General features: G+C 64.5%; 4 protein-coding genes and 1 pseudogene. 3 read left to right on the top strand and 2 right to left on the bottom strand.

The window, feature by feature from the left end; genetic code table 11:
• Window positions 1-410 (bottom strand): annotated as a pseudogene (locus GEU01_RS17120) (IS5-like element IS1031A family transposase); the annotation flags it as partial.
• 101 nt (window positions 411-511) lie between these two features.
• On the opposite strand from GEU01_RS17120, the gene GEU01_RS17115 reads away from it, so the two are divergent.
• Both GEU01_RS17115 and GEU01_RS17110 read left to right on the top strand, forming a co-directional pair.
• Entirely contained in the window at window positions 512-1342 is an 831-nt protein-coding gene (locus GEU01_RS17115) for a DODA-type extradiol aromatic ring-opening family dioxygenase (protein ID WP_019087052.1), read from the top strand.
• A 55-nt stretch (window positions 1343-1397) separates the two neighbouring features.
• A complete protein-coding gene (locus GEU01_RS17110; protein ID WP_019087051.1) occupies window positions 1398-2006 on the top strand; it encodes a YceI family protein in 609 nt (202 codons plus the stop codon).
• 33 nt (window positions 2007-2039) lie between these two features.
• Here GEU01_RS17110 and GEU01_RS17105 read toward each other — a convergent pair whose 3' ends face one another.
• A complete protein-coding gene (locus GEU01_RS17105) occupies window positions 2040-2681 on the bottom strand; it encodes a TetR/AcrR family transcriptional regulator (protein WP_019087050.1) in 642 nt (213 codons plus the stop codon).
• 115 nt (window positions 2682-2796) lie between these two features.
• Here GEU01_RS17105 and GEU01_RS23120 point away from each other — a divergent pair.
• Window positions 2797-3907 (top strand): HlyD family secretion protein (locus GEU01_RS23120; RefSeq protein ID WP_042710921.1); only part of this gene is annotated, 1111 nt, incomplete at its 3' end.

Below are 3907 nucleotides of genomic sequence, written 5' to 3'. Positions count from 1 at the left end.
CCCGCGTCATAGCCCGAAAGCCCGCCGCTTTCCGTAGTTTTCACCGACTGGCTGTCAATCACGCCCGCGCTCGGGGAGGCTTCACGCCCCTCGATCTCGCGCAGGCTCATGACCAGCACCGTATTCATGACCTCGAACAGCCCAGTATCACGCCAGGCGTAGAAATAGCGCCTGACAGTCGAGACCGGCGGAAAGCATTTCGGCAGCAGGCGCCACGCGCACCCGGCCGAGGCTATGTAGAGCATCGCATTGACCACCTCGCGCATATCCGTCGTGCGAGGGCGACCGCCCCGTTTCGCAGGGGGCACAAATGGCATGATCAAAGCCCATTCCCCGTCCATCATATCCGATGGATATCGCAGTCCTTCCCGGCTATGTTCACGTCGGGCAATACCAGTCCATGTCACCATTCACTCCATCTCTTCGTAAAGACGGATGAATCACAACAGGCTGGTATTGTTCAAAAACTTTCGGATCGGGCTCTAATGACCACGACAGGGAAATAACCGGCATGGAACAGCAACCCGGCGCCCGGAATGACATGGCACGGCCACGGCAGCCGGTCCTGTTCCTGCCGCATGGCGGGGGACCGTGCTTCTTCATGGACTGGCCGGATACATGGGACCATATGGCGGCCTACCTGCGTTGGGTGGCCGCCACCCTGCCCCGGCGGCCCGACGCGATCGTGGTCATGTCCAGCCACTGGGAAACGGGGGTGCCCACGGTAACATCCGGCGCGCACCCGCCACTGATCTATGATTATTCCGGCTTTCCGCCCCATACATACCAGTTGCGTTATCCCGCGCCGGGTTCGCCCCGGCTTGCGGCACAGGTGTGCGCCCTGCTGGACGGGGCGGGCATCACCAGCGCGCAGGACCCCGGGCGGGGGTTTGACCATGGCGTGTTCATACCGTTCATGCTGGCATTCCCGCAGGCGGATATCCCGATTGTCGAACTGTCGCTGCAGCGCGACCTGAACGCCGCGCTGGAAATACGGACCGGGGCGGCATTGCAGCCGCTGCGCGCGCAGAACGTGCTGATCGTGGGTACGGGCATGACGTATCACAACCTGCATCACCTCATGGGGCAGAACCCGCAATCCAACGCCGTATCGCGTGAATTCGACACATGGCTGACCCATGCGGTGGAATCCCCGCCGGATATACGGACCGAAGCCCTGACGCAGTGGACCCACGCGCCGGGCGCACGGATCTGCCATCCCCGGCCTGAACACCTGCTGCCGCTCATGTTCGCTGCGGGCGCGGCCGGAGCGGACCGGGGCGTGCGCGATTACAGCGACACCGTCATGGGCAAGGCACTGTCGGGCTTCCGGTTTGGCTGATGGGGGTGACGGTCCTGCCGCCTCCCCCGTTTTCCTCCATTGAGGGCATTGCAATATGAACAGAAGCATTCTGAATGGCATGACCGCCGCCTGCCTGCTGGCGTTGCCTGTCGCCCCGGCACTGGCGGCGCCCCCCGCCCATGACGTGCAGGCCGGACGATACCGGGTCGAACCCGAACATACCGAGATCATCTTTTCCCTGCTGCATCTGGGGTTCACACCCTATTCCGGCATGTTTTCAGGCGTCAGCGGCACGTTGCAGCTTGATCCCGCCCACCCGGCCGCATCCCGGCTGGATGTCAGCGTGCCGGTCGGCAGCATCCATACGCCTAGCGACAGGCTGACCGGGGAACTGAAGGATCCTGACTGGTTTGATGCCGCCCGCTACCCGAACGCAACGTTCACGTCCACCTCGGTCGTACCCGGTGGCGCGGACAATGCCACGATTACCGGCAACCTGACGCTGCATGGCGTGACACGGCCGGTCGTGCTGCATGCGCGTTACATCGGCGCGGGCGTCAACCCGCTGGACAAGGTCTACACGGTCGGGTTCTCGGCCACGGCAGGCATCCGTCGCAGTGACTTCGGGATCAGGACCTATTTGCCGATGGTGGGGGATGACGTGACCCTGACCATTGCCGGTGCGTTTGAAAAACAGGACTGACCCCGCCGGACCGGATGCGCCGTGTCCTGCCCCTCAGTCCGCCACGCCGCGCAGGAACATGGACCATGCCGCCTCCGTGAACGCGGCGCGTGCCGCCGCGTCATGCAGGGGTTCACGCCCCAGCAGGCGCTGCTGGATCGGCCATCCGGTCATGATCCAGGTCAGCAGGCGGGACGTGTTTTCATTATCCGTGCCAGCACGGATCTGCCCTGCCGCCACGGCGGCGGTCAGCAGGGTCGTGATCCGACCGTGAAAGGGGGCGACGATTTCATCCATGGCATGGTCGATCAGGCCGGGGTAACGGTAGCCATCCGCGATCATCATGCGGTACGTGGCGATCACGTTTTCCCGCATGATGAAATCAAGCAGCATCCGGCATACGTCCTTGAGCGCCTGCAACGGATCAAGCAGCGCGGCCTGCGTGTCCCGTTCCAGCAGCGAGGCGCTGAGATGCGTGATGACTGCCTTGAACAGGGCTTCCTTGGAGGGATGACGGTGATAGATCGTCTGCTTGCTGGCGCCCGCCGCGCGTGCGATCTGTCCCATTGATGTCCCGGCGTAACCATTGGCGATGAACAGCCTGCCCGCCACGTCCAGCAGGTAGCGGTCCAGCCGGGCGGACTCCTCGGGCGTCGGGCGGCCTGAACGGCGCGGCTTGCCCAGCATGGTCGACATTACAACTTTCCCGTCCCCAACATGTTTGCCGCAACTGCGCGGCCATATGTGGCTTGACCACGCGGAACTGTCCACCTAACAAAACCGTACCGAACCGTTCCATATATGGTGGCGCATGCCTGATACCTCACCGACTGACCCGTCCCCCTCAGGCCAGCCCGCCCCGTCCGGCGCGCCACAGCCCGATACGAAAAAGCCGGCTGACCCGCGCAAGGCCGCCATACGCAAGCTGGTGTTGGCATGCGTCGCGGGTGTCGCCGTGGTCGCATTCATCGCGTGGCTGGTCCAGTGGTGGCTGCATGGGCGGTTTATCCAGTCCACCAATGACGCGTACCTGCAGGCCGATCAGGTTACGGTGTCCACCCGCGTGGCGGGCTTTGTCGATCAGGTGCTGGTGGCCGAAAACCAGGCGGTGACAAAGGGGCAGGTGCTGGTGCGCATGGATGAACGCGACCCCCGCGCCCGGTTTGAACAGGCCCGCGCGCTGGCTGACCAGGGCAATGCCGCGATCATCCAGACCAAGGCCCAGATCGATGCGCAGGATGCCGAAATCGCACAGGCGCAGGCCCGGCGCGACGCAGCACAGGCCCAGGTCGATTTTGCGGACCGGCAGGTCGCCCGCTACCGCGCGCTGGCTGCCACGGGCGCGGAAACGAACGAACATTATGACCAGTTGCGCAACAGCAGCGCGCAGGCCCATGCCCAGCTGGCGCAGGCCACCGCCGCCCTGAAATCGGCGCAGCTTCAGATCGCAACCTTCCGCGCGGAAATCCTGCAGGCGCAGGCCCGTATTGAACAGGCGATTGCCCAGCAGCGTTCCGCGCAGGTGGATCTGGACGCCACCACCATCCGTGCCGCCGTGGACGGGCGCGTGGGCGACCGCAGCGCCCGCGTGGGCCAGTATGCCGCCGTTGGCACGCACATGATGACCATCGTGCCGGTGCAGGACATCTATCTGGTGGCCAATTTCAAGGAAACGCAGATCCGCCGCATGCGCGCGGGCCAGCCGGTCAGGGTATCGGTCGATGCGCTGGGGGGCGAGACGATACGCGGCACGGTTGAAAGCTTCGCGCCGGGCACGGGCGCGCAGTTCGCCCTGCTGCCGCCTGACAACGCGACCGGCAATTTCACCAAGGTGGTGCAGCGCGTGCCGGTACGCATCCATATCCAGCCCGATGCGGCACAGCGCGTTGTGCTGATCCCCGGCCTGTCGGTTACGGCGGCGG

It is taken from the genome of Komagataeibacter europaeus LMG 18890 (genome assembly GCF_000285295.1).
In the GTDB taxonomy this organism is placed as follows: domain Bacteria; phylum Pseudomonadota; class Alphaproteobacteria; order Acetobacterales; family Acetobacteraceae; genus Komagataeibacter; species Komagataeibacter europaeus.
The sequence above is the reverse complement of the archived record's forward strand: the minus strand, read 5'-3'. Positions and strand labels throughout refer to the sequence as shown.

What these genes read in the sequence shown, in the direction of transcription:
- GEU01_RS17115 (WP_019087052.1), top strand. Translation starts at nt 512, where the DNA reads ATGGAACAGCAACCCGGCGCCCGGAATGACATGGCACGGCCACGGCAG.
- GEU01_RS17110 (WP_019087051.1), top strand. Translation starts at nt 1,398, where the DNA reads ATGAACAGAAGCATTCTGAATGGCATGACCGCCGCCTGCCTGCTGGCG.
- GEU01_RS17105 (WP_019087050.1), bottom strand. Translation starts at nt 2,681, where the DNA reads ATGTCGACCATGCTGGGCAAGCCGCGCCGTTCAGGCCGCCCGACGCCC.